This is a genomic window from Agrobacterium sp. AGB01, assembly GCF_014851585.1.
Lineage (GTDB): Bacteria > Pseudomonadota > Alphaproteobacteria > Rhizobiales > Rhizobiaceae > Agrobacterium.
Genome location: NZ_JACVAB010000005.1, coordinates 253366 through 278127, shown reverse-complemented (window position 1 = coordinate 278127; position 24762 = coordinate 253366). Strand labels below are relative to the sequence as shown.

The following is a 24762-nucleotide window of genomic DNA, read 5'->3' as shown; positions in this document are numbered from 1 at the left end:
GCGCAATGCTCAACCGATCTATGTCGGGAGCCGCGTTAGACAGAGATTTCAGCTTGTGGTCCGTCAGTTTCATTTGAAGTGAACGGGCCGAACTCGTCTGGAAAATGCATTGGTGTTTTCAAGCGAGTGCATTTTTGCACTCGCTTGATGTTTCTGTTGTCAGTTTGCTTTGTTGTTGTCAGTTTGCTTTGCTTTGAATTGTCTTGGCGGCCTCATCGATCGTGTCTGCGACAACCTTTGGCTGTGTCATGAACAGCGCATGGCTGGCTGAGACCTTGGTAATCTTCGCCTTGATCCGCTCAGCCATGTGAATGAGCATCGCCTGATCAAAGGCCTTGTCTTCCGTAGCAATGACAGCCCAGCTGGGCTTGGTGCGCCAGGCAGCATTTTTGAGCTTTGTGCCGAACACCTCCAGATTGATAGGAACCTGGGAGTCTCGCATGAAGGCAGCATCTTCATCACTGACATCATGGGCAAACCCGGCTTTGAATTTCTCGGGGCTGACAAAACCGAAGCCGTCATCGGCCTTGTCGATCACAAATTCGGAGGCTGGGGCAAAACCCTCATATTGCTGGCCGGTCGTTTCACCAGCATCTGGAGACAGGGCCGACACATACACCAGGCCAGCGACATTGGCGTGAATGCCTGCCTCCGTGATGACGGTACCGCCCCAGGAGTGACCGACAAGAATGGTTGGGCCGTCCTGACGGTCGAGTGCGCGGTTTGTCGCGGCAACATCGTCGTCAAGAGAAGTCAGGGGGTTCTGGACAATCGTTACCTTGTAGCCACGCCGGGTGAGCTGATCGTAAACGCCGCGCCATCCCGAACCGTCTGCGAATGCACCGTGGACGAGGACGACATTCTTGACGGGCTGGGCTGCTGATACTGAAGTTGCATGTCCTGCGGCGGCGATAGCGATAGCGGCGGCAGCTGTGAGGAATTTGTTGTCGGTCATCTGCATCACTCCGTTGTTATGCGATAACTATTATCGCGATAACTATATAAAACCAGACATCACCATCTCAGTCAACTCCTTTTTTTCGAGACGGGTTTATTGGCGCTCGCAAGTGCGGCTGGTTATGGTTTTACCGCTGCACCTTATTTTTGTTTTGTCGTCAACGACTAAGGGAAAACCGCGGCTTTTCAAATAGTTGGGCGGTGTTCGCAGTAATGCCATCTATTCAAGTTCAAACATGGGCAGACGCGTGCGCCAAGCCACCTGCCTCGAAAGTCAGCGGGATATTGTGCTGCGCCACCACGCGGTCATTCATCGTTGGGAGAGAATTGTCTCAACGAGACGAACCCAGTAACTCACGCCGAATGGGATGGCGTCATCGTTAAAATCATAGGCGGGATTATGTAATCCTGGCGTATCGCCGTTTCCTATGATTATGAAAGCACCCGGTCTGCTTTCCAGCATGTAGGCGAAGTCTTCTGCTGCCATGCGGGGCTTGATGTCAGACGCTACCTTCTTTTCGCCAACGACCAGTTTTGCCGCCTCTAGAGCGATCTCGGTCTCTTTCTCATGGTTGAATGTTACGGGATAACCGTGGTTATAAGAGACGTCTGCTGTGGCCCCAAAGGTGCTTGTCGTTAATCGCGTCACATCCTTCAGCCTCCTTTCCGCAAATGCGCGCATTCCAGCGTTCAACGTTCTCACGGTCCCAGTCAATCTCACTGTGTTCGGGATTACGTTATGGGCATTCCCCCCTTGAATGGATGCGACCGTAATCACCAGCGCATCGGATGGTTCGGTTTCGCGCGACACGATAGTCTGGAGCGCGATGACAAGGTGGGAGGCGACCACAATGGGATCAATTGAAAGATGTGGTTGACCAGCATGCCCGCCACGACCGTGAACAACGATATCGAAAGTGTCGGCAGCAGCCAGAATTGCTCCTGCCCGGATTGCAAAATATCCAACAGGAAGCATGGGCTCATTATGCATCCCAAACACACGTTCTATGTCAAACCTCTCCATGAGCCCGTCCTTGACCATGGCAAGCGCCCCAGCCCCACCTTCCTCCGCTGGCTGAAAGATAACAGCCACTGCACCTCGGAAATTGCGCGTTCCACTGAGGTATCGCGTGGCTCCAAGGAGCATGGCCATGTGACCATCGTGCCCGCAGGAATGCGCACGACCGGATATCTTCGACGCCCAGGATTTGCCGCTTCGTTCAAGGATCGGCAGGGCATCCATATCTGCCCGCAACCCGATGACCGGCCCCTCGCCCAACCTTCCTTTGATAAGCCCCACAACCCCGGTTTCGCCGATACCAGTCTCAATCACATCGCAACCGAATTGCGAGAGTTTGTCAGTGATGAAACGGGCAGTCGCATGGACGTCGTAGAGAAGTTCCGGGTTCTGGTGGAGATGTCGCCGCCAGGCAATCACGTCATCACCCATCTCGCCAATACCGTGCGCAAGCAGCATCTTGAAAATCCTATGTCTTGAATAATGATAGACCGCCATGCTGGTCTCACGTTCGCCACCAGCACATTCGAGCCGGGTGGTCAGTCGGTGTGATCTGGTTCTAATGGGGCCACCTTGTCTTCACAGTCCGTCAGGCGGCCGTCGACTTGCAAATGCAGAAAATCACCCTCGTCAGGCCACGGGTAATAAGGAGAAAAGTAGTAGGCTACACTACCGATACCGACGCTTTGTTTGAGAAACGAAAACGCTCTGCTGGCGCCCTTGAGAAGCGCAGAGTACAGCGGGCTAAGCCGCGAAATGGTTCCTGAAGAAACACTCAACTTCATGACAAATCTCCCGCCTATAGGCCGCTTTAGGAGCCTGCAGGTTGGCGAGGTGAGGTTTCGCTTTCGTATCAGCGATGGGTGTGTTGATTACAAATGGAATAGATTGCCAATTCCAACACTTCTTGCATATTTTCCATATTTTACTATATCTAATGTTCAATTAGTGGGTAAGTACGTGAAAGATATTCTGACTACGGCGGACGCCGCGGAGTTATTAGGTGTTTCTGTGCGAACTGCCCAGTTATGGGTGGAAAGCGGTCAATTGCCGTCTTGGAAAACACCAGGCGGACACAGACGAATTCCCCGACAGGCAGTTCTGGATCTGATTGATGATCCCCATTCCGATGATATTCGGGTTTCAGCCCGGGGTGTGGTTGTCGCAGCTCAAGGTCGCGGTGCCCACTGGCAGCTGACCGGCCTTCCCGGATCAGGCTTGCTCCTGGATGTCGTGGAAGATGTCGAGGCCTTGTCCAAGTTGATCGCGGTCATCCCTCCTATGCTGATTATCGTTGAAAACGCAGATGAACCTGATCGAAAGCGGCTCATAACCGCGCTCGGCAACGATGTTCGCTACAGACAAACGCTTATCGTCAGTGCAACCGAAGCCGACGTTAATCATCCAGCGACGCGGATGTCCCGGCGCGTACAAGTGAAGATGTCGAGCGACGTCTCGCAGATGAGCGCAGCGGTCGTGGATTATCTGCGATCGACCAAGCCAGCTGATAATTTGTCCGCCGGCTTTCCGACGCCCTGGAATGAACGTGCGCGTCTGGAGGCAGTGAAGCAGTCCGAGTTGCTTCAATCGCCACCCGACACGAGCTTTGATCGCCTTGTACGCCTGGCAGCCGACGTCACGCATGCTCCTGTCGCAATGTTCACTTTGATCACCAAGGACGCACAGTGGTTCAAATCGCGAATAGGGTTTGAAGGAGAACAGACCCCTCGAGACTGGGCATTCTGTAACAGTACGCTCATGGCGAACAAATTTACGGTGATAGAAGACCTGTCGAGAGTTGAGATATTCGAGGGCAATCCGGCGCTTGCAGCGCCATTTGGCTTTCGATTTTACGCGGGCGCTCCCGTTCGCGACAAATTCGACTTCGCGCTTGGCTCAATATGCGTCATCGACGTTGTACCGCGTACCTTGGCCCCTTCTGAATTCGAAGCGCTGACAACTATCGCCGAGGCAACTACCAACTTAATTCGCGTTCGCGCCCAACAACGTGAAGAGCAAAACGCGTATTCTGCCATCTGAGCGGACACACACGTCGACAGCGCTTACGTAGCCACGGATGGGTAGGTGAGGCCCTGCCAATGCGCCAGCTTACCCGCAAATTCCCGCTGAAATGATAGCGGTCCTGACCTCGCGGCATATGGCTCGTCGTAGATGCCTATGAAAAGAGTGAGATTGAGAAAGAAATGTGCTCCCATCTCAAACAAAGCCACGAAGTCATGTGCGGTGAGCGCATTGCGCTCATCTACCGTCAAGCTCAAAACTGTCGATTCCTCTGCTGAATTTGACAGCAGAGTCGCACCGATCGTTTGTTCCCAACGTGCGACAAGGCCATGTGGATCGATGGTATACTGCCGCAACAATGCGGGATCTCGGTCCACCATGAAGAGAAACTTGTTGACGAAATATTTGCTCACGCGGCAGGCTCCTTTGGATACCAGGTAAAATATGCTTCCATTGTGTGAAACAGATCGAGATTGTCGACGTAATCAGCACATTCCGCACCAGCGACCCCCAGCATCAGTATAAAATTCAGAAAACCGTGCGTCGCGTTTCCGCTTTTTTCCATACTCTCGTGGCTGACATTTCGAAGTATTGCTTCGACATCACCAGCACGAAGCCACTCAATAGCTTGCCGGTCAAATACCGGATCCGGTCCCGTCTCCGTGAATTGACGAGGTCCGCCCAACTCTAGGGAAAGATGGCCGGTACCGATTGCTGCGACCCTTTTCGAAGATGGAAAGCCCTCAATCGCTCGGCGAATAGCCAGGCCAAGGTCATAAAACCGTCTGACTGACGGCAAGGGTGGTGCAAAGATATTGGTGTATATTGGCACAATGGGCAGGTCGTTTTGGGGCCGTAAAGTAATGATCGGGCAAACGATCGAGTGGTCGATCTTCAATTCATTGGAGAATGCAAAGTCAAAGTTCTGATCAAGCAATGACGTGTGCATGAACGCCGACATAGCCTCATCGCCCTGCAACATGTATTTCGGCAGGCCAAATTCGCGCTCTTCGTTATAAAATGTCGCGTCATACCTTGGAGCCTTCCCGATCAGAAATTGCGGACAATTATCCAGAAAAATCTGATGAAAATGGTCAGATCCGACCATGACGAGGATATCAGGCTGCGCGCGTGCCAAAGTCTCGCGATACGCTTCAACTTTGAGTCTCCATTCCGGCGCCTGAGGCATCTGCTCCTCAGCAGGCGCTGTGGTCGCTCTAAGATAAAATGGGTGGTGAGTGGATGCCAGTGTGGCAACTAGTTTAGCCAATGCCCTGCTCCTAAATAAACAGATAGGGTTAAGTCGGGCCAGACTGAAGCATTGAGAATGCTAGTGCGATTTAACCTACCCGAACTGTGAGGTTTGCATCAGCTTTCTTAGGCAGGAACGCTTTCGCGGTTGTTTCAGATATGCATGTTTCTGTTGCGGGTGTAACAGTTTGTCGGGACGCGCGGAGATAGCCGCGCGCCGTATTTCGAGGACACCCTTGTCCTTGATCGCTTCATGACACTGCAGGGAGCGACAACCTAAGCTCTGCCAACCATCCTGCTAGTCGCGCCTCTGTACGTCGCGGTTACATCCGCATCAAACATGTAACCGGCGCCCCTCTCCGTCTTGATTAACGCTGGCTGTGAAGGATCCTTCTCCAGCTTTCGGCGTAATCTCAGGATCAGAACGTCGATACTCCTATCGAACACTTCTTCATTGTAAATTCGACTTGCCGAAAGGAGCTGCTCACGTGACAGGACCTGACGCGGCGATCGCAGAAAAGCTGTCAAAAGGTTGAACTCACCTGCTGTCAGCTTCACTTCTTGTTCGCCGCAATACATCAGCTTACGAAGCTTGATGTTGAGCTCCCATTCGTTAAATGAATATATTTTCTTGTCTTTCTTGACTTCTATGGCAGGTTTTTCTCGCAATGATGAGCGAACGCGTGCCAACAACTCCCGCGTGCCAAAGGGCTTAGTGATGTAGTCGACAGCTCCCAGTTCCAGACCAACGACTTTGTCGGCCTCTTCAAGCCTATCTCCGCTTATGATTATAATAGGATAATCTGACGTGCTTGATAGCTTTCGAACAATGTCGAGACCGTCTTCATTTCCCAAATTCAGATCGACGATGATTAGGTCAATCGGGTCCGTGCTCAGAACTCTGGCAAGGTCCTGGCTTCCGCTGAGAACAGTTACCCTAAAGGCGTGTTGCGACAGGTAGTCCTTCAACAAGCTGCGCATGGCGGAATCGTCGTCTATCACCAATATGTGTTTCACGGCGCGGCTCCAATCTCCGCAAGGCAAATGACGGCTAATTGCTCGTCTCGACCTAAAACGTTGCAGTCCATGGGTCTTCGGTTCGGGACGGATTGTTTTGACGGGGACGGACCCACTATCAGATCTTCCTCCCTTGCAGACCCGCAAGCCATTTGATGGCAGTGGCCCGAGAGGCGTTTCAGCAAATCATACACTTTGAGTTTCCTTTTTTGACCTATCAAAAAGCTACGTCTATCGAAGGTTGAAATTACCGTAAATATCATTTGTATCAATTTTATCATTTTGTAAAGCGCCCTTGAAGTTATTAATTGTCCGGGTTTGCGTTCCGCGACGATATTTTTGGGCGGGGTATGTGCTCTCCCTCCTGAGTTTCGTGTTCATGTCCGGAAGCTGGTGAAGGATTGCAAATGCAACATTGCAAAGGGCTCCCAGCCAAGGACCGTTGAGACCGAGACTGTGAGCGATGGCCTGTTAACTGATGGCTGATTTTTGAGTTTGGCGCTTTTTTCGAGGGGGTAGCCAAAGCTAACTGATGTTAGGAGACCGCAAATAAATGCCCATCCAAGAAGCAGACATTTAGTAATTTTTTTGTTCGAAGCATCGACAGGCAACTATAAGGGCAATAGCTAAGCCACTGAAAGGACCAGAATATATCCTTCCGTGGCTCCATAAATCCATGAAACACCATGCGACGAAGAGGATGTGTTTTGTTGAAAGCCAGTTCGAGCGGCACAGGCTTTTTAAGGCTCAGTCATTGATGACCGTGGCTGCCAGACAATATTAAGTACCGTGTCATATGGGACGGGTCAGACTGTCGAAAATGGCATTTGCCAACGAAGCGGAACTGAACGGGGTTTTCAATATCCGCGATCGCAGGTGAGAAAGTTCCGGGGTAAGTTCGAGGGTTCTGTCGCCCAGTAACAACATTCTCCCCTGCCCAAACAGAGTTTCGATATGACCAAGATCAGCCTTGGCGATAACGCATTTTTGATTGAAGATAGCGAGATCGGCACGCATACCGCGATCAAGCTCCCTGCGCAAATCGACGATGTCTGTGTAACCAATCGGCTCGTAGCCTAATGCGGCGACCTTCTCCTCATAGAGTTCCCGCAGCATCTTGTCCTCCTCAACAATAATCACCTGCTCCCCATTTCCGGTCGGCACCGCTCGCTCATTAAAGAAACTGTCTATCGGTAGCGGCGCTTTGGCTGTGGACGGAAAATAAAGCGAAAACTCTGTGCCTTTGGCGCTTTCACTTTCCACGTTGATGCAACCACCCAAAGCACTGACTATTCCGTGGACGGCAGAAAGGCCAAGACCCGAACCACCAGAACTGGAATTCGTCGTAAAAAATGGCTCAAATATATGGGGCATTACATGTTCTGGGATACCAGGCCCCTCATCTTTGACCGAAAGGCAGACATATGCACCTGGCGCAATTTCGCCATGGGACAAAGCCTTTGTGCGAGCGACATCAAAAGTTTGAACCTCGATTTTCACTCTTTGCCCACGAGCCGATGCCTGACTGGCATTTTTGCACAAGTTCATAGCCAACTGGTGGATCTCCACCGGATTGCCTTCGATAACGGCTGACGTTTGGCAAAGGTACCAGTCCAGCACAACCTTGTTGCCCAAGGTAACCTGCAGGAGAGGCAGGATGTCGGCAATGGCATCAGCAACGTCAAATGGTTTGACAATCCGCTCGCGCTTGCGGCTGAAAGTCAAAATCTGATCCACGATATGTTTCGCCCGCGCCCCGCTCTTGAGTATTTCCTCGACATAATTGCGTGTCGCTGACGGTTTTCTAAGAAGCTGAACTGCCATCTCACCGTATCCGAGGATAGCACCGAGGACGTTGTTGAATTCGTGCGCAATGCCTCCAGCCAAAGTCCCGACGGCCTCAAGGCGTTGTGCGTGCTGCAGCCGCGTTTCCAGCCCGTCGCGCTCCTGCCGTCCCTTAATTGTCTCGATGAATTCCATGAACGTCTTTAATGTCGCCAGCAACAGGTGCATCTCATCTGTCGTGAAGTGCGCGCGTGCATTGTCGAGCGCAAGAACAAGTACCGCAATGTCCTGTTCACCCACTTCAGCGCCAACAACCAGATGGCAAATGTTCCTGTCGCGGACATCAAAGAGGTTGCCCAATCTCATAGAATGGCAGCAGGAAGTCTTGTCGTAGAAGCGAAATGTCGGAGCGCCTTTCTGGCGAGTATGATTGCGGGTGAAATCCTTCAGGATAGCCCTGCTTTCACTGCTGTCTGGAAACTGGTGTGCGTCTCTCAGTTCGGACCGATCGGAGTTGTAGACGGCAAAACTGGCGTGATGAGCACCAAATATGGTTGAGATACGGGCCAGAGCGCGATCCATGAAGTCAGGGAATCTTGTAGGACAGCAGTCAACCATATCGTCTTTGATATCCGCTATGACTTGCTCATAGTGCAGTCGTCGCTTCAGACGGGTCGTTTGTGCACGAAGTCGATAGACAAGAACACAAATATAGACAGACAGAAAGGACGCTATGATCCCCAGCATAATGCGGCTGGTAGACGCTCGCGACGACGCATCGGCCGCAATGCTAACGTACTTTGACTGAAGTTTTTCCGCACGCAGTGGTGTTGGCGATGCCTGAATAGCTGCGATCTTGGAGTCAACCCGCGGCAACACGGCCAAGATCATCTTTGCGTGCACAATCACGGTGCCAAAACTTTTCAAGACCGGAGCTGCGGTGTCGAATTCGGGCAAGTGGGACAGCCTTGCCTGGATCAGGGACTGGAGGCTTTCGTCAGGCCTTGTTGAAAACCGCATCATGAGGTTTCCAAGGTCGCTTGCACGGGCCAGCGCACGTTTAACCACCTCGTTGTCGGATTCGTGTAAAGTCGTTAGTGTCTGGCCAAACACACTAATCGAGTTTTGCAAAAGAGCGTTGCGTGTCTTGAACCCTTCAACCAAGACCTCATCTGAATCTATGCCTTTTGCCAAGTCCGTCAGCAGCTGGTGCAATTCGTCGTCATCATTGAAGGGCGGGGTTTTCAGAAGCTCGGTAAGTTCGCTGATGGTACGCCTGAGATTTGAAACAGAATGGACGAGCGCGTCATATGACGGCAATAATCCTGCTCTGGCGCGCAGCACGTCGCGCTGCAAAGACGCATGATTGACATCAACTGCCCTCAAGTTCTGCATAACGGCTTCATGGACAGCACGGCCGGGATCTCTGCCTGCTACCACAAGCGCCAGAATGATTGCCGATATCGTCAGGATCCCGATTGGGAGGATTTCACCGAGACTCGTCAGTGACAGCCGTCGAGAGACGCTTACCATTATAAACCCCGGTCAAACTTTTCAGGAAAGCTTCTAAAGCTGCAATATCTTCGTCGTTGAGCTGGCGACCTAACTGGCTCTCCCCCATGATCGCGATCGCCTCCCTCAACGTTTCGGTTCGACCATCATGAAAGTAAGGCGCGGTGACCTCCACGTTGCGCAGACTTGGCACGCGAAAGACGTTCTCTTCTTTATCGTGGCGCTGCAGCCGCTTTTCCAGATCTTCAGGCTCATGCAAGGAGCGCGCATCCGGATCCCCGAAAACGCCAAATATCTGGAACATGTTGCCACCGACGTTGGAGCCTTGATGACAAGACACGCAGCCATACTCCATAAACAATTTCAGGCCCTGTTTCTGGATAGGAGAAAGAGCCTGTTGATCACCTTCAAGGTACTGATCAAACGACGAGTCCGGGGTAACGAGTGACAGCTGGTATGCCACTAGAGCATCTAGAACGTTTTCGCGGTCTGCCTGCCGTCCATATTGCGCCGTAAAAACCTCGATGTAACTTTTTTGCCCATTGAGCCTTGAAAGCAAATCAGGCCATTCAATCGCCATCAGATTTGGATCATGAAGAATGGTCTCGTTCTGCGCCGCTAAAGACGTAAACCTGCCCCGCCAACCCAATCGGTAATTGTTGCCTACGTTAAATATCGTGGGCGCGTTGAACTGGTGCACTTTCCCCTGGTATCCAACCGTTCTGGAAAGACGGATCGTGCCACCTGTTTGCAGATTGTGACAGGTACTGCATGACATCGCATTCTGCCCCGACAGAACAGGATCGTGAAAGAGACGTCGGCCAAGCGCAATCTTACTTGCATCAAGAACCGGCGGAGGCGGCAGCGGCGCCAAAGCCTCCTGATGGCCCGGATAAGGCTCTAGGCTCGCCGCAAATGTCGTGACAACACTGCACGATATTACAGCCGCCATCGCCAGAGGTTGGACGTACCGTTTTTCCGGGAAGCGACGGCGTACTTCATCCATACAGCGTTTCGCTCCCTACGGCTCAACTTTGAAATGACAATCAGGCTCATCACCCAAGACGGACTAGCCTCCTAAGCTGCCGCAAGTAAGGATATCAAATTTCAATTATTTCACAAGTATCAATTTATTCATTTTTTACGTCATCTATGCATGTCTGATTGGGGTTTATGGGTGAGCGACGGGTGCTTGAAAAAGAGCGGCGAAATGATCGCCGCGCACAGCCAACCTAAGATACAGCCGCCGAGTACGTCGGTGGGCCAATGTTGTTCAGTAACAACACGTGACAGGGCAATAACGACCATCATCCCGACAGCAGCTCCCCGCCACCCGGGCAACCTCGAGACGATGCAGTAACAAACGGCGCCAGAAAGGGCAGCTTGGGCGGATGGAAACGATTCAAAGGCCCGCGAAACAGAAAATGGGCTGAAGAAAAACATATCGGGCACTGCCAACGTCGTTGGACGAGCCCTGCCAATGGATACTTTTGCAATGATGGCGACTAACAGTGCAAATACGCCGCTGACTAGAACAAAACCAAGAAGTTTTGCAAATGCTGAAGCCAAACTACGTCTCACGACGAATGCGAAAAGCGTTGTGAGAACGAGTAACGTCGCGATTGCGGACAATAGGTTTGTCGGTTCGGTAAATTCAGTCAGATCCTGAAAAAAACCCTTAACGATTGCTGGCGTTTCTCGAGCAGCCATCACGACGGCTTCGTCCAAAAAAGCCACAGTTCCAAATGTGATGACCACGATGCAAGCCCTAGTTATTCTGGCTTTACGCGAGGCCGGAATTTGCGGACTGTCTTTACTGGTATCTGTTGATAGGCCGGACAGCCATTTTACGGATTTCAACACCATGGGTTCTCAAGCCTTAATTATACGATGGGCTAGAAATGCATGTCGCATCACGTGTGATTCACGACCGCAAGGCCGCAATGCGTTTCAGACTTTTGAACTTCAGCATTATGTCGGTGAGGTGAAAAATCATTACACTTGAAATATGAGACTGCGACGCGCCGGGTAAACATTCGCGCATCAAAGGGGCACCGCTAGCTGTCGATGATGGAGAGTATGCGCTGTTGTAACGTTGCCCATCCCACGACATCCAACAGGTCCCCGATGGACGTCACTGGCCAGGTTAACAGCTAGGTACGCCCGTTAACCGGCTTTTCACTCATTCGGCTGTGCCGTTGAGGTTGTACGATCCCCGCCCGGCGCAACAGACAGGCACGTCACCGCTTAAGGGTACCAGTCTGGATAGAGTGGCGCAGACTGCAGGAGAACGGAAAAGATGGTAATGTGAATTATGCTGAGAGCAAGCAAGAGGATTAGGGGAAAAATGCCATTGAACCAAACGTCTTCTGCACTGTTTTCAACTGCCGTCTCACTGCCTGAAGCCGTGGTTGCAGTTTCATCAACGTGCTGAGACATCACAATTGGCTCGGTTGGTTTGAACGACGGTTCACCCAGTATGGCGATGATGCTCTCAGCGGTTTGTGTATAGTGCGGATCGTTAACTTCCGTCCGAAACCGCGGCCTGCGCAGTTCATCTTCAGATCGAACGCTTACCAGATGGAGATGGCTGCTCTGAGGTTTTAAACTGGCTTCTTCGCGGTAATCTTGCATGCGGATTTCTCCTTTGAAATAAAGGTTTGGTGTTCAGGTAGTGCTGTGGGGGGTGAAGTCAGGAATTGTCCTGGGCGCACAATCAAGCTTAAGCCGAGCCGCCGTTACGCAGGCGCTTGGCGTCACGCCGCTGGGATCGCGAACCCTATCAATGTGGATATGTTTGCAGTCGGCGAAGACAGCTCAGATATCTTCGAGAAATCTTTCCAGATAGCCATTAAACTCTTCGCTGTTCTGGAGAAACGGGGCATGCCCGGCCCGCGGAATACGAAAGCACGTACCCTTCCATAGTTTTGAATAAGGCACGCTATCAACGTAATCCAGGTTAATGATCGGATCGTCAGCGCCATTGACAATGGCTGTGGGAATGGTTGTCGAACTCACAATGGCGCGCTGATTGCTTTTCTCCGTAATTCGCGCAGCGGAGAACAGGATTGTCCGGAAACTGAAATCTGTTCTCATCGCCGCCTGCTCCAGTTGGTACGTTGCTTCATCGCCGAAAACTCTGTTCACGAACTGCATCGCCTCCAGTTCGGTGAACTTTCCCCGAGATGCCAGACCCTTCAGCAGACCGCCGCTGAAACCTTCCGATATATCGGGCCCCACTGGTGGCGTACCTGTGAGAAACAGCCCGCGGAGTGGGTACGAACGCGCTGCTACTTCGATTGCAACGTGTCCGCCCAAAGACCAGCCAACAAGGACGGGTCTTTTAAGATCCAGCTTTTCAAGAAGTTCAATGCACGCGTCTGCGAGGCCGGGTAACGGATATGTTCTCTCCTTGACCTCAGCGTCATCGGACTGTCCGTGCCCGGGCAAATCTATGCAGATCAAACGATGGTCTCGGCCAAGGTGGGAATTTAACTGTCGGTGAAAAACCCTGCGGCAAGAAGAGTTGCCGTGGATAAGCACGACGTCCAAACCCTTGCCAAGTGTCATCTCGGCGACAAGATTGCCATGGGACGTATCTACGTTCTGAATTACGGTATCAAACATGTCAGCCTGCTCTCATGCGTTGAATTGTTATGCGGGTAATCCGTCTGAACTTCTTTTCATTGCAGGAAGTTCTACGATGAAGGCTTGGCTTCGCTGTTTCGGATTCCGAAAATCGGGTTACAACTGAAAGCCATGGATCTCTTGAAATACGATAAGGCTCAGTGTGCTTACCCCCGTCCTGAAGGATGACATCCACGCGAGTTGACCCAAGGCGCGGACACGCGTGTTTGGCAGACTTGAGTTGGACTAAACTAAGCCGCCCAGTCACACGTGTTGGTCTCACTGCGCAGATCACTGCTGTTGCTTTACTTTATCAGGAGGCACCAACCGCAGCGTGTGAACGGGAACTGCCTCCGCGCGACCAAATGGCCCGGGCACCTTGTTTTTCACCGGCTTGAGAGATTTCAGATATTCCACAAGCGCGAGAATATCGGGTTCTTGCAGTTGAGCTAAATCAGCCCACGGCATGACCGGAGACAGAAGTCGGCCATCGGGACGCTCCCCTGTTGTAAGGGCCAATCTAATGTCCTGTGGGGTCCAGGTACCGATCCCCGTCTCATCATCAGGTGTTATGTTAGGGCCGATCACAGTGCCGAGATTGGGGTCCCAGAAACCAACGTCGGACCCAGACAGTGTTTTGCTTTGATCACGTTTACCTAGAAAATGCCCGGGCGTATGACAGTGCTCGCAATTACCAAGCTGAGAGAGATAGTAACCACGGCTCACCAACTGCTGGTTTAGTTTGTCTGTCGCTCCAGCAATCCCCGCAAAACATGTCGTTAGCACGCACACGCTGGCGCAAGAGCTGAAAAAGGTGAAGAAGCTGGGTAATTTCATCGGTTTGATATCTCTTGTCATATGGATCAAAGTGCTGGTTGAAAAACACAGCCAGTGAGGCGTTGTGGCTGGCGGGGCGCTAGCCGCTTGGGATGGATAAATCGGACAACCGCCTATTCACGACCTTGTCGCCGCGAAATGGAGGAATTTTCGCCGCCCCGTTCATCTGCATCTCGCGCAGAGACAGACACGGGATAAACCAGACAGGCTGCCGGGCCAAAAAGGGAAAAGAAACGGAAACAGAGCGACGGACGAGACACGTGAGCGGGGTCTAAATGCTGGTCGCTATGACTTCCAGCACGCTCGTTAGTACGAACCGACCCAACCAAGCCCGTCTCGTGGCCGACACAGGAGAAATCGTCTTCTGAAAAAGAGCGTCTCTCTCTATTTTGCCGTTCAACCAGCCAAGGGTGGTCAACACGCCTCACTTTCCCGACATCTTCTAAAGGCAGGCCGAGACAGCTAACTTCTTGACGGCTCATGCCCAAGTCGCGAAGAATATGGTCATCGAGTAACCGCAACTGCTCGATTTGACGGCGAATTTTGCGCTGAAAATTCCACCAAGACAGTGGTGCTGTAAGAGTCTGCGTCAGTCGTTTTGCACGGTGAGACCAAATAGATCTGCAGCCGTACAGTGATTCGTTGCGAGAGTTCGTATTCATCAATAGGGCGCTCCAAGCGGTTTTGATCGCTTGACATTGCCCATCTGTATTTGTTGCAAGATTGCGATATCAGACAACTCGATTACAGACGTAATCGCATGTGCCGCCGAACAATTTGCGCTTGATTTGACGCAAAGCGCCGTCTTTTGAACGTGTATTGTGGACGTCCTTGAAAACAGGACAGGCGCACTTGCAGAAAGTGCGCCTGTCTTCACAGTGTTGATCCTACTCAACTTTATCGCGATATGCTTTAAGCGGGGCTGACAATCAATTCGTCAACGTTTCTGATGCCTGCATGTCCACTGACGCGCAACGACGCATCCCCCAAGCGCAACTCCTGCATGCAATCGAGTAAGGCACCCAATGCTTCTTCCAGTTCTATTTGCGCTAAGGCTTGTCCAAGGCAACGATGCTCGCCGTCGCCATAAACAGGATGCCATCGTGGTCGATTGCGCTCGAGTGAAAACACATCCGGCTCAGGAAAGACGCAGGGATCACGCAGAGCTGACATGGTGGACAAGATAAGCATGCTTCCACGCGGTATTACGTGGCCGGCAATTTCTATATCCTCCACTGCGAGGCGTGGGATCGATCCCACAGCGGGCTCCAGTCGCAAGCACTCTGCAACAGCAGGTACAATAAGGCGGCGATCCTCCTTCAATCGCAGCCAGATGTCGGATTGTCCAAGCAACAATCCGGTTTGAATCACGATTGCCGCACGTGTGGTATCTGTTCCACCCAAGATCACGCTAGCGAGTTGCATGACTGCCTCAGAAGGTGAAAGCTCGCCCTCTCTATCCACGTTAGCAACGTATTCGGAAATAAAATCGTCGTTCGGCGACTTGCGGCGTTCCGCGATCAACTCTTCGCAATACGATATGAAAATGGCAGTTGCCGCTTCCATTTCCGGTACGTCCTGGTCAGTCCAAGACGTGGTCAGCACCCTGGACACCTGATAAACCAATGCGGTGAAATGCTGGACATCCGACGCGGGAATCCCAAGTATCGCAGCAATTGTGATAGCGGGTATTTGAGCCGCGAATTCATCGCGCAATTTCAATCCATCTTCGCGCAAATGTTTGGATAGCAGATTTCCTGCCAAAGCTCGTACTTTGGGCCGTAGGGCCTCCATCATTCGGAAAGAAAAACACTTGGTCATTGGCTGACGTCGTCGGCGATGTACGTCACCATTCGAAAACAACATGCTTTTCGACAGAAACTCCAGAATCGGTCCACTGGTTATTCCACGAGCGCTCAAATATTCAGTTTCAATCTGTTTGGTGCGTGGGTCCTTGACGAAACGCTGAACATCTTCCCCGCGCAAAAGGAGATATGCTCCATCCTCCCGCTTCAGGAACGGCATGTTTGCACGATATTCTGCAAAGATTTGGTGGGGTCGGGAGTTAAGCTCGGCGTATGTAAGGACTGGCGGAGTTGGCATCATCGAATAATATGTCAAATGTAGATCCTTGGATGAGAGGGGCCACCCTTCTGATCCGGCAGTACTTTCTGATCATTACAAGGACGCCTGAATCTATTGCATTTGACATGAGTTCATTACGCTGACCTTGGCTCGAGCTCAGCTTGCCGGTGGCAGATCATCGATCGTGGAGAGCGTCAGTCTGGAAAATGCATTGGTGTTTTCAAGCGAGTGCATTTTTGCACTCGCTTGACGTTTCTGTTGTCAGTTTGCTTTGTTGTTGTCAGTTGGCTTTGTTCTGGATTGTCTTGGCGGCCTCATCGATCGTGTCTGCGACAACCTTTGGCTGTGTCATGAACAGCGCATGGCTGGCTGAGACCTTGGTAATCTTCGCCTTGATCCGCTCAGCCATGTGAATGAGCATCGCCTGATCAAAGGCCTTGTCTTCTGTGGCAATGACAGCCCAGCTGGGCTTGGTGCGCCAGGCAGCATTTTTGAGCTTTGTGCCGAACACCTCCAGATTGATAGGAACCTGGGAGTCTCGCATGAAGGCAGCATCTTCATCACTGACATCATGGGCAAACCCGGCTTTGAATTTCTCGGGGCTGACAAAACCGAAGCCGTCATCGGCCTTGTCGATCACAAATTCGGAGGCTGGGGCAAAACCCTCATATTGCTGGCCGGTCGTTTCACCAGCATCTGGAGACAGGGCCGACACATACACCAGGCCAGCGACATTGGCGTGAATGCCTGCCTCCGTGATGACGGTACCGCCCCAGGAGTGACCGACAAGAATGGTTGGGCCGTCCTGACGGTCGAGTGCGCGGTTTGTCGCGGCAACATCGTCGTCAAGAGAAGTCAGGGGGTTCTGGACAATCGTTACCTTGTAGCCACGCTGGGTGAGTTGATCGTAAACGCCGCGCCATCCCGAACCGTCTGCGAATGCACCGTGGACGAGGACGACATTCTTGACGGGCTGGGCTGCTGATACTGAAGTTGCATGTCCTGCGGCGGCGATAGCGATAGCGGCGGCAGCTGTGAGGAATTTGTTGTCGGTCATCTGCATCACTCCGTTGTTATGCGATAACTATTATCGCGATAACTATATAAAACCAGACATCGCCATCTCAGTCAACTCCTTTTTTCGAGAACTGTGTGAATTGGTTCGCGTTGCCGCTCCAGCCAAAGGTTCTCAGGAAACGATTTCAAACAAAAGCGGCACTCACGCATTATTTTTCGAATGGTCGCCTGATCTGTAGCGGCAGCAATCGACACTACATTCAAGGACACCCGATACGGTGTCGCTGAGGCCGTAACAGTACATTCGCGGCCACAGTCAACGGTCACATACCTTTGCAACCGATTTCAATGGAAACGTTATGGGCAAGTTTTGTAACCGGAACGCAATGCCGACCTTTCAACACCGGAATGAGCGTGACGCAGTGTCATGCAATACTCGAAAGGAAATTCGAATGGATACGTCGGTAAAAATGGTAAACAAGTGCCCTGGGGACGACAGTGAATGGTGGGAGGTCACCCCCGGTGAACGGTTCACGATCCGTACCTCTGTCGCGGTTACCGGAGGCCTGTACACGATGATCGAAGTCACTGCGGAGTCACGTAACGGTGTACCCGTTCACACTCATGCCAACGAGGAGGAGCACTTCATTGTTCTTGAAGGCAGTATTCACCTTACAAATGGTAACCAGAGTGTGACATTGTCAGCGGGGGACTCTGCAACAGTCAAGCGCGGCGCACATCACGCATGGTGTAATCTGTCAGACAATCCTGCCAGAATGTTGATCATTTTTTCCCCGGGACATATGGAACAGGCATTCAGGCTCATCGGCTCCCTAGAGGGTGGCGATCTATCAGCGATCGCTGAGTCAGCCGAAAATGGCGGCTCGACGATTGTTGGGCCACCACCTTTCGATAACATTTATTCTGTTATGTCACCTCGTCCAAGTCGATGACCCCTACAATAAATGGGCTGGCTGAGATCGGTCCATTTCCAACATTGCCTTATAGGGCATGTATTTAAGCGGCTCAAAGCACCTATTAACGCTGATCAGCTTGCCCGCAACTGGCATTCTCATGCACCCTCGCCCCATTTTGGTGGCAGCAGCGCATCGAAGACTGAAGCGTCGGCAAGACGACGCTTACATATACAACAGGAAGGTTACACTTGAAGCTACTAAACGTTTGCTTCAAGCGCCTCGCAAACGTAATTGAGCATCAGGTGATCTGTATAGACATCCAGTGATCCTGTTCCCCTAGAGGTTATACCTCGAACTTAAGCCTGGGCAACCAGGCTTTTTTTTCGCGTGGATAAAGCATGCAGCCTCATGAGCGCCTCTTGAGACCGTCAGTCCTTGCTCGGTCTTCGCCAAGCTTATCTGGCAACTGGCCGACCCGGGTTACATTTGAAACACAAAAAAATTAGCAATATCGGCAAATTTGATAAATATGATAATCCAGGTATTATTCGTGACACCTCATGATGAATTACATCACACATGGAGATATTATGCTGACCGTAGCGGAACTGGACTCAGACCCTCACAAAGCATTTGCCCGGCAGAGGCCTAATCATCGTATCGTTGAATATGAAGGTGGCGGCTTCTTTGTGCTGCACCATGCCGATGTTATTCGGTTGAGCAATGATCCGCGCCTCGTTTCAACAGAGACGGCCATTCCCGACTCCAGAGGGGTGTCTGAAGGAAGTCTGCACCAGTTTTTCAGTCACGGAATGTTGACGGCGAATGGTGCACACCATGAAAGACGTCGCTCGCTCATATCGCGCTCATTATCGATGTTTGTGGCAACGCAATTGCGAGCGCATGTCCGCGACGCCACTGAAAGTTTGATCGACGCAGTATATGAGGACGGAGAGGTCGAGTTCGTCAGCCATTTCGCCGACCAAATTCCTGTCCTCGCCTTGGCTGGCCTACTGGGAGTGTCCGACCAGGAACGTAGTTCTTTCATGGTCAACATTCGCGAACTCAGTCGTTTCTTCAGCCCTTCATCCAGCGAAGCAGACATCAAAAGATCGTCAGAGGCAATGGATTTCCTACGCGACTTCCTGATGCAAAAAATCGCAGAGCCAAATGGGGCCGACGATCAGGCATTCATTGCCGCGTTCAAAAGCGCCTGTTTTGCCGAAGGCGTGCCACCGCTTGAAGCTGCTATCCAGATCATTCAACTGATCATAGGAGGAACGGAGTCTGTTCGAGCGTCCATTGTCGCTCAAACCTCCCTTCTCCTTTTAAATCGAAGCCAGTGGAATTCGGTGTGTGATGATCCAGACCTCATCCCCGCAGCCGTTGATGAAGCTATGCGTTACCAGCCGGGCATCGCGGGACTGGTGCGGCTGACTACGGAGAAAATTGAATTGCAGGGAGAAACACTTCCTGCGCAGGCCCTGGTAATACTCTCAACATTATCTGCATTGAGGGACGAGACAGTTTACCATCGCCCTGACATATTCGACATCAGACGTGCGGATTCCACTCGAGAGCATTTGGCCTTCGGTGCGGGCCCGCATCGATGCGTAGCAGATCATTTAGCACGCATCGAACTGGAAGAATGCCTGCATGTCCTTTCGCAACGGCTGCCGAAGCTTCGGCTTGAGGATATTCCTGTCTTCAATGGGCATGTTTTCATCCGGGTCCCAAGCTGTTTCTGCGTGAGCTGGCCAGTCTGAATGGACTAGGCTCCCTCTTATGAGTGCCGCTATTCCATGAACTCCCAAGTCCGGCGAGAGCCTCGTCGGACACATATATCGCTGTTCTCCAGCCACACGTCCCGTCGTGCCTGGTCACTAAGTTCTTGCGATCGAGGCATAAGGACTGCGGCCATGGCTGGTTGCACAGTTCCTGTCACTCTGGTCCGCGATCAACTGAGCGACAACACATCTGCTTAAAGAACAGTGTGAAAAAGCGGGCGTTACAAGCGTAATCCGTTCAGTTGAATTCTGAAACGGTGCTGCTTTTTTTGAGGAGCAAAATGTTCCTCCCGACAATCTCGATATTACAAATCATTACCGGAGTCACAATGAAGTTAACTGCTCTGACGGTCGTACTGACTACCATTACCGCTGCACCTACCTCGGCTTTCGAGCCTTTTCCCTTCAGCCTCACCTACCCGACACAGTCACGGGCAAAGGCATCAAAACCCTCGGCGAACCAGCCGAAACCGTCATTTAAAACTATGTTCAAATACGACCGTGTGCATAGGGAAAAACCACCGGTCGCAAAAAACGCTCGTCAAAATGCCAGACAGGACGACCGTTGAAGGCAACAGTATCGAGCCTCCATATATCGATATCGAACAAGAGCTGCACACTTTTTTGCATGTGGATGTCACGCCGGATGAGCAGCCGTTGATTTGACCCGGCGACATGTCATTTAGACAGTTGCGGTGACAACGAGACATTCGGCGACCGGTCACGCCGTTGTTCATTCTCTGTGATCCAGAATTAGTATTCCGTTGAGGTGATCAATCTCGTGTTGAATTCCTCTCCCCAAATCGCCCTCTGCAATGATTTCGCGCTGCTCTCCGGTGAGGAGAGAATATCGGACCCTCACTTTACTTGGTCGCGTAACATTTATTATTACCCCAGGGATGGACAGGCAGGCTTCGCGCGCGGTGACCATATCACCAGCGGTCTCAATGATCTGCGGGTTCACGAAGGGCTGAGATTGCCGCAGGCCACTGCCAGTTGGATCGACGATAATTACCCGCTTGAGAATACCGATCTGGATAGCAGACAATCCCGATCCTCCCGCAGCACACATTGTGTCACACATATTTCTGACGAGCCGACCTATGCTGTCGTCGTCTCCTGACACAGGCAGAGAGACCTGGCGTAGGACACTGTCCAGTGACGATACTATTTTCTTTACAGCCAGCTTTTGCTCCATCGCATTAGGATTAATTGCCAAGAAGCAGTTTTTCTCTCCCCATTGCGGAAACGGGATTTTGAAAAACCTGGATATGACTACAGCTGAAACAGGGTGGCGCCACGCTGCCCGCAGTCATCCAGTGCGCATGAGATAGGATTATCCTGCTCCGTGGCCGCAGCGCAGGTGGCGTTACATCGGCTACAGCGCCACCAAAACACATTTTCAAATGCGAGGCTGTCACGGCAGTGTTTTCTTGATCATACAGGCGGAATGGCCCAAGTCCGCAGACCCGGAGTGCGACCTGCACTGTGCGATTTCCATGCTGGAGCCCTTCCTACAAATGCAATCAAATATACAGCTCGTGAAACGAGTGAGCAGCACGTCTCGCCTAAATATTGATCGTCTGGCGCAAATCATTTGTGCATTCAGATTATTTTTAATGCGCGGGAGAGCGTGATGAGAACTCAAAATTCGAAATTATTCTGGCCACTCGGGCAAATCATTGCTGGCGTCGAGCGCAGGTGGAGGTTGCGAAATGCGGCAAACCATCTTGCAGAACTGGATGACCATATGCTTCGCGACATTGGAGTAGGCCGTTGCGATATTGAATATATCGTGCGTCGTGGGCGTGATGGACACTAGGCCTATCTACACCGAACACCCTTTGCCGCCACTTTGAGCTATCGCATATCATGATATTGGAATTCACCTGGGATTATCCCGGATATTGCGATCCGGGATAATCTATTCATGCACGAACCACGATCTTCGCATCGGCCGTTATGATCAACTCAGCTACGACGCTTGCGCGAATCCGCCTACCCACCCATCTTAGGCAGATCGATTTTGAAGGCAAAAAACTGGCTTTTCTGGCGCTTAGAGAAATTGTTGTCAGCCGCCAAGATCATTACATCAGTCCCATCCTTCGCCTTACCAACAGCGATGCCCTCAATATTATCGGGCGTCAAACCGATTGCGCGCAGGTCAAGCACCTGGGATTTGCGAACGGGTACAATTCGCTCAGCGGTCTGAGCAAGTGACGTGATGTTTGAAACATCAGTCGCCCCTTCAACATCAATCATGAAGACCTTGATATTATTTCCAAAACCCTGAGAGAAATTGCGTTCGACGACCAGAAGATAACGATCATTGAGCGCTATCATGTCTGAGGCACCGTTGTCGTTTGCTCCGTCTGCACTGTCCGACGCCTGAGGAATAGGCGATACCGGATAGATGTATTGGGCCTTGGGTGTGCCAGTTGAGCCATCGTATCTGATAATCCGCGCAAGGCTGCCCTTTGTCAGGCTTGCCACGTCACCATCTTGAAAAAGTGCAGCCTCAGTCCCAACAAATACATCTCCTGACGGGGCAACTGCCAAATTTTCGAACGAAAGATTTTCCCGCACTCCATGGGCTTTGTCGGCGGTCGGAAAAAACTGCGCAGGAAGCGAAAACTGCCGGATAAATTTCCCACTTCTTGAGGCAACTTGAACGGATGGAGGGTTCATTGGATTGGCACCTCCTTCGCTGGACCAGTAAATTCCATCCGGGCTGATCCGAATTGCCTCGGGATCCACCTCCGCTTTGGAAAAGGCGTCCCCTTCAGTGTTCAAAAACGCAATATGTTTGTTTACCCGGACACCTTTTAAGCCGTCATGGCTGACGTCGATGTCAAGCTCATAGAAACGGGCCGGACCTTTTTCGGAACGATCATCACTTATTGCAATGTAACGGCCACTGGCCGCATCGAAGTCAATGCCGGATATCCCCCCAAACTCAATTCCATATTCCGTGCTGCCGGTGGGAATGACGAAGTCACCGAGATATGTAAATGAGATCGATGCTTGGCACTCTCCAAACGGGCAAGGCGTGGAACTAACGGGGAAGTTTTCATCTGCGTGCAATGTTGAAGCGCCCAACAGCAAGGCAACAAATGTGGAATGGACTAAACGTTTATGCATGAAAGGTTCCAATCTGTTTCAGTTGATGATCCGCGCCACTAAAAGTTGCCTCCACGATGATCGAAAGCGGAACAAGCGCGTGCCGTACTGAACAACACACTGGCTGACGAAACCGGCGTTCAATTCGCTATAAGGGAACGGTTGGCATAGCTTGCTGTCGGCGCGCATACATGGTTGGTGGAACGGCACGCCTTCAGCGCGTGCCTTCTATGCCGCGTAAGTTGGCGACGTCGAAGCATCTCCAATCTTCAGACATGGTCGATTTCACAAAAGCCCGACACGGGCTTCAAATGAAACGCGGCCTTGCATTCTGCGTTGTGCCCCACCTGGATTTAATGCCCGCGCGATGCGCCTGCATACCAAATGATTTCATCGCCATGTCGCGGAGCAGGACGAACGACGCTCGTCATGGAGCCTCAAGGGCGAGCGTTCTTGCCAAGAAAATTACGTCTGAAACCTTGATTGCTCGGCAAGAAATCTGCCTGAAGCAAATAACCATCACAAAGCACTCCTCAACAAAGGAGGTACGCAATGACTAAGTTTAAACTCGAGTACATCTGGCTCGATGGTTACAAGCCGGTAGCAAACCTGCGTGGCAAAACGCAGGTCAAGGAATTCGACGAATTCCCGACACTCGAGCAGCTTCCGCTTTGGGGCTTTGACGGCTCCTCCACCCAGCAGGCCGAAGGCCACAGCTCGGATTGCGTTCTGAAGCCAGTTGCCATTTATCCTGATCCAGCCCGTACCAACGGCGCGCTCGTCATGTGCGAAGTCATGATGCCAGATGGCGTTACGCCACACGCATCCAACAGCCGCGCGACCATCCTCGACGACGAAGATGCATGGTTCGGCTTCGAGCAGGAATACTTCTTCTACGAAGACGGCCGTCCGCTTGGCTTCCCTGAGCAGGGTTACCCAGCTCCGCAGGGCCCATACTACACAGGCGTTGGCTACAAGAATGTCGGCTCCATCGCCCGCGAAATCGTTGAAGAGCACCTCGACCTCTGCCTCGAAGCAGGCATCAACCACGAAGGCATCAACGCCGAAGTGGCCAAGGGTCAGTGGGAATTCCAGGTATTCGGCAAGGGCTCCAAGAAGGCCGCTGACCAGATCTGGATCGCTCGTTACCTGCTTCTTCGTCTTTGCGAAAAGTACGGCATCGACGTTGAATTCCATTGCAAGCCGCTCGGCGACACCGACTGGAACGGTTCGGGCATGCACTGCAACTTCTCCACCAAGTTCATGCGCGAAGTTGGCGGCAAGGAATATTTCGAAGCCCTCATGGCCGCGTTCTCCAAGAACTGGCAGGAGCACATCGACGTATACGGCCCAGACAACCACCTGCGTCTGACCGGCAAGCACGAAACAGCCCCATGGAACAAGTTCTCCTACGGTATCGCTGATCGTGGCGCGTCGATCCGCGTTCCACACTCCTTCGTCAACAACGGTTACCGTGGTTACCTGGAAGACCGCCGCCCGAACTCGCAGGGTTGCCCTTACCAGATCGCATCTGTCGTTCTGAAGACGATCGCCACGGTACCGGGTTGGACGAAATCCGCAGTGGCTTGAAAACATTGGCGAGGCACGGTCACAACCGGCCTCGCCTTTTTTACTTCAAGCAGAATAAAAAAGGGGGTTATTTTTTGCGTCTCATTTTAGATAGTGCCTTGTTTTGCCTGACGGTTTAAACGAAATGGCACATTGTTCTTTAGAGAATAAAAAAATATCTATGGTTCCGCGCAATTCAGGGGCGCTCTCAACCTGCCCGATTGCCTTCTGCTGACAAACA

Annotated in this window: 22 protein-coding genes; 5 read left to right on the top strand and 17 right to left on the bottom strand. The window is 51.8% G+C overall.

Going from position 1 to position 24762, the window contains the following annotated elements:
- Nucleotides 1-178: 178 nt before the first annotated feature.
- From IB237_RS18525 to IB237_RS18515, 3 genes are all read right to left on the bottom strand, one after another.
- On the bottom strand, nt 179-955 hold the full coding sequence (locus IB237_RS18525; protein WP_192490171.1) for an alpha/beta fold hydrolase: 777 nt from the start codon (nt 953-955) through the stop codon (nt 179-181).
- A 312-nt stretch (nt 956-1267) separates the two neighbouring features.
- Nucleotides 1268-2434, bottom strand: a complete 1167-nt coding sequence (locus IB237_RS18520) for a M20 aminoacylase family protein (RefSeq protein ID WP_192490170.1) — start codon at nt 2432-2434, stop codon at nt 1268-1270.
- 80 nt (nt 2435-2514) lie between these two features.
- On the bottom strand, nt 2515-2760 hold the full coding sequence (locus IB237_RS18515; protein WP_192490169.1) for a hypothetical protein: 246 nt from the start codon (nt 2758-2760) through the stop codon (nt 2515-2517).
- Nucleotides 2761-2935: 175 nt separating this feature from the next.
- Here IB237_RS18515 and IB237_RS18510 point away from each other — a divergent pair, with 175 nt between their 5' ends.
- Nucleotides 2936-4015 carry a helix-turn-helix domain-containing protein gene (locus IB237_RS18510; RefSeq protein WP_192490168.1) on the top strand — a complete coding sequence of 360 codons (1080 nt, stop codon included), beginning with the start codon at nt 2936-2938 and terminating at the stop codon, nt 4013-4015.
- Between the two features lie 23 nt (nt 4016-4038).
- On the opposite strand, the gene IB237_RS18505 is transcribed toward IB237_RS18510, so the two are convergent.
- The 12 genes from IB237_RS18505 to IB237_RS18450 form a co-directional block, all read right to left on the bottom strand.
- Nucleotides 4039-4410 carry a hypothetical protein gene (locus IB237_RS18505; RefSeq protein WP_192490167.1) on the bottom strand — a complete coding sequence of 124 codons (372 nt, stop codon included), beginning with the start codon at nt 4408-4410 and terminating at the stop codon, nt 4039-4041.
- Nucleotides 4407-5267: an extradiol ring-cleavage dioxygenase gene (locus tag IB237_RS18500; protein WP_192490166.1), complete on the bottom strand. Its 861-nt coding sequence runs from the start codon at nt 5265-5267 to the stop codon at nt 4407-4409. Before IB237_RS18500 ends, IB237_RS18505 begins: the two co-directional genes overlap by 4 nt.
- A 257-nt stretch (nt 5268-5524) precedes the next feature.
- Nucleotides 5525-6265 carry a response regulator gene (locus IB237_RS18495; RefSeq protein ID WP_192490165.1) on the bottom strand — a complete coding sequence of 247 codons (741 nt, stop codon included), beginning with the start codon at nt 6263-6265 and terminating at the stop codon, nt 5525-5527.
- Nucleotides 6266-7057: 792 nt separating this feature from the next.
- The gene (locus IB237_RS18490; RefSeq protein ID WP_192490164.1) at nt 7058-9583 is read right to left on the bottom strand and encodes a two-component system VirA-like sensor kinase; all 2526 of its coding nucleotides are present in this window, start codon (nt 9581-9583) and stop codon (nt 7058-7060) included.
- Nucleotides 9540-10568 (bottom strand): cytochrome-c peroxidase, encoded by a 1029-nt coding sequence (locus IB237_RS18485; protein WP_192490163.1) that lies wholly within the window; start codon nt 10566-10568, stop codon nt 9540-9542. Before IB237_RS18485 ends, IB237_RS18490 begins: the two co-directional genes overlap by 44 nt.
- 140 nt (nt 10569-10708) lie before the next feature.
- Nucleotides 10709-11428, bottom strand: coding sequence for a phosphatase PAP2 family protein (locus tag IB237_RS18480; protein WP_192490162.1), 720 nt, complete (start codon nt 11426-11428; stop codon nt 10709-10711).
- A gap of 381 nt (nt 11429-11809) precedes the next feature.
- Nucleotides 11810-12196, bottom strand: a complete 387-nt coding sequence (locus tag IB237_RS18475) for a hypothetical protein (RefSeq protein WP_192490161.1) — start codon at nt 12194-12196, stop codon at nt 11810-11812.
- Between the two features lie 183 nt (nt 12197-12379).
- Nucleotides 12380-13189: an alpha/beta fold hydrolase gene (locus tag IB237_RS18470; RefSeq protein ID WP_192490160.1), complete on the bottom strand. Its 810-nt coding sequence runs from the start codon at nt 13187-13189 to the stop codon at nt 12380-12382.
- A gap of 291 nt (nt 13190-13480) precedes the next feature.
- A complete protein-coding gene (locus IB237_RS18465) occupies nt 13481-14047 on the bottom strand; it encodes a cytochrome c (protein ID WP_192490159.1) in 567 nt (188 codons plus the stop codon).
- A 92-nt stretch (nt 14048-14139) separates the two neighbouring features.
- Complete coding sequence (locus IB237_RS26590) at nt 14140-14688, bottom strand: DUF1127 domain-containing protein (protein ID WP_192490158.1); 549 nt, start codon at nt 14686-14688, stop codon at nt 14140-14142.
- 250 nt (nt 14689-14938) lie between these two features.
- Complete coding sequence (locus IB237_RS18455) at nt 14939-16147, bottom strand: cytochrome P450 (protein ID WP_192490157.1); 1209 nt, start codon at nt 16145-16147, stop codon at nt 14939-14941.
- Nucleotides 16148-16391: 244 nt separating this feature from the next.
- Nucleotides 16392-17168 (bottom strand): alpha/beta fold hydrolase, encoded by a 777-nt coding sequence (locus IB237_RS18450; protein ID WP_192490156.1) that lies wholly within the window; start codon nt 17166-17168, stop codon nt 16392-16394.
- 412 nt (nt 17169-17580) lie between these two features.
- Here IB237_RS18450 and IB237_RS18445 point away from each other — a divergent pair, with 412 nt between their 5' ends.
- The gene (locus tag IB237_RS18445) at nt 17581-18081 is read left to right on the top strand and encodes a cupin domain-containing protein (protein ID WP_192490155.1); all 501 of its coding nucleotides are present in this window, start codon (nt 17581-17583) and stop codon (nt 18079-18081) included.
- A gap of 524 nt (nt 18082-18605) precedes the next feature.
- Nucleotides 18606-19811: a cytochrome P450 gene (locus IB237_RS18440; protein ID WP_192490154.1), complete on the top strand. Its 1206-nt coding sequence runs from the start codon at nt 18606-18608 to the stop codon at nt 19809-19811.
- A gap of 754 nt (nt 19812-20565) precedes the next feature.
- On the opposite strand, the gene def is transcribed toward IB237_RS18440, so the two are convergent.
- Nucleotides 20566-21030: a peptide deformylase gene (gene def, locus IB237_RS18435; RefSeq protein ID WP_246788104.1), complete on the bottom strand. Its 465-nt coding sequence runs from the start codon at nt 21028-21030 to the stop codon at nt 20566-20568.
- 438 nt (nt 21031-21468) lie between these two features.
- Between def and IB237_RS26585 the strand changes: the two genes are divergently transcribed.
- The gene (locus IB237_RS26585; protein WP_192490152.1) at nt 21469-21654 is read left to right on the top strand and encodes a DUF1127 domain-containing protein; all 186 of its coding nucleotides are present in this window, start codon (nt 21469-21471) and stop codon (nt 21652-21654) included.
- A gap of 176 nt (nt 21655-21830) precedes the next feature.
- Here IB237_RS26585 and IB237_RS18425 read toward each other — a convergent pair whose 3' ends face one another.
- Nucleotides 21831-22973, bottom strand: coding sequence for an esterase-like activity of phytase family protein (locus IB237_RS18425; RefSeq protein WP_192490151.1), 1143 nt, complete (start codon nt 22971-22973; stop codon nt 21831-21833).
- Between the two features lie 531 nt (nt 22974-23504).
- On the opposite strand from IB237_RS18425, the gene IB237_RS18420 reads away from it, so the two are divergent.
- A complete protein-coding gene (locus tag IB237_RS18420; RefSeq protein ID WP_192490150.1) occupies nt 23505-24542 on the top strand; it encodes a glutamine synthetase beta-grasp domain-containing protein in 1038 nt (345 codons plus the stop codon).
- Nucleotides 24543-24762 lie beyond the last annotated feature (220 nt).